Source organism: Moorena sp. SIO4A1 (assembly GCF_010672065.1).
Lineage (GTDB): Bacteria > Cyanobacteriota > Cyanobacteriia > Cyanobacteriales > Coleofasciculaceae > Moorena.
In genome coordinates this window covers 1-2,041 of sequence record NZ_JAAHHX010000370.1, presented here as the reverse complement: position 1 = coordinate 2,041, position 2,041 = coordinate 1, and the positions used below count along the sequence as shown (strand labels likewise).

2 protein-coding genes are annotated in these 2,041 nt (G+C 43.2%); both read left to right on the top strand.

Annotated features, from left to right (window positions below; translation table 11 throughout):
• On the top strand, positions 1–1,703 hold a 1,703-nt coding region (locus tag F6K53_RS38395), incomplete at its 5' end, for a hybrid sensor histidine kinase/response regulator (RefSeq protein ID WP_293085058.1).
• A 95-nt stretch (positions 1,704–1,798) separates the two neighbouring features.
• On the top strand, positions 1,799–2,041 hold a 243-nt coding region (locus tag F6K53_RS38390), incomplete at its 3' end, for a hypothetical protein (RefSeq protein ID WP_293085055.1).

Sequence of the window (2,041 nt, the reverse complement as noted above, 5' to 3'; positions counted from 1 at the left end):
TGTACTTACTCCAATTCAATATCTTATATTTGGTCTTGGCGGTTGCTTCTGTCATGGCTAAGGGGAAGCTCTATTTTTCTCTCTATAGATTATCTCACTCAACTCATACTCTTTATGCAACAAAGCCGAATTCTTTAGCAATATCCCAGGTCAATCAAGTGGGGGAGGAATATCTGAAAGTTGCTCGACAAAAGGAACAGGAATGTCGGGAAATTTTGGGCGATCGCATGAGTGAACTGGAACTGTATGCTCGTCGCACTGCTAATCTTTCGGATCGTCTTTACCGAGAAGTGATTGCGTCTCATATGCGTCCTTTTGCGGATGGGGTACAGAGTTTTCCTCGGATGATTCGGGATATAGCCAGAAAGCTGAATAAACAAGTTAAATTAGAAATTACCGGCAAATCTACGGCAGTAGATCGAGATATTTTACAGAAACTAGAAGCACCACTGACTCATATTTTGCGTAACTCTGTAGACCATGGTATTGAACCTCCCCAAGAGCGTGTAGCAATGGGGAAACCAGCCCAAGGCACAGTGCGACTGGAAGCCGTTCATCGTGGTGGGATGTTATCGATTACTGTTGCTGACGATGGCAAAGGCATAGATCCAGAGAAATTGCGGGAAAAAATTGTCCGCAAAAAAATGATCACCCCAGAGATGGCAAGCCAGCTAGCTGAACATGAGCTGATGGAGTTTCTATTTTTGCCGGGATTTTCTACTGCTAAGCAGGTAACCGAAATTTCTGGTCGTGGCGTTGGTTTAGATATTGCCAAGAGTATGGCACAAGAGGTAGGTGGCACCCTGCGAGCTACCTCTAAGCTAGGGCAAGGAACGAGTTTCCACTTCCAATTGCCTCTGACTCTATCAGTTATTCGTACCCTATTAGTGGATATATATGGTGAACCTTATGCGTTCCCGTTAGCACGAATTGACAAAATTGTCATGGTAGATAAAAATGAAATTTTTGTAGTAGAAAACCGGCAATATTTTACCCTTAATGATGAAAATATTGGACTGGTAGCTGCCCATCAAGTGTTGGAGTTAGATGACTCTTATATCAAATCTGAAACCCTACCAGTCGTGATCATCAGTGACCAATCGAACCGTTTTGGATTAGTAGTTGATAAATTTTTAGGTGAACGGGATTTGGTGGTTCGACCATTAGATCCGAGGCTGGGCAAAGTTCAGGATATCAATGCTGCTGCTTTGATGGGAGACGGTTCCCCGATTCTAATTGTGGATGTGTCAGATTTAGTGCGCTCCATTGATAATCTACTCAATAACCGCCAGTTGAACCAAGTCAGTGGTAATGATGATACTGATATCCAACAGCCAAAACGAATTCTAGTAGTTGATGATTCCATTACCGTGCGGCAAATGGAACGTAAGTTACTGGAAAACCAAGGTTATGAGGTGGAAATAGCTGTTAATGGCATGGATGGTTGGAACGCTGTTCGCACCAACCCTTATGATTTAGTGATCAGTGATATTGATATGCCCCGCATGAACGGCATTGAGCTAGTCAGCCATATTAAAAGCCATTATAAATTAAAATCAATCCCTGTGATTATTATTTCCTATAAAGACCGGGAACAAGACCGTATTCAAGGTTTGCAAGCTGGAGCAGATTATTATCTAACCAAGAGTAGTTTTCATGATGATTCGTTGTTGAATGCAGTGATTGACTTAATTGGGGAGTAGGGATTATTAATTGGTTAGTTTGGATGGCTTGCTTGTTAATTGTCAATGGTAAACTTGGAATCCAAGCTTATTAATTAATAAGCTTGAATGAAACAATGAATAAAATCGAGTATAGCGTTAATCATAGTTATGTTGATCATACTTATGAGGTAGATTCAATTTTCTACTCCCTACTCCCTACTCCCTACTCCCTACTCCCTACTCCCTACTCCCTACTCCCTACTCCCTACTCCCCTACTCCCTACTCCCCACTCCCTCCTCCCTACTCCCCTACTCCCCACCCCCTACTCCCTACTCCCTACTCCCTACCCCCCACCCCCAACTCCCCCCTCCCCCCC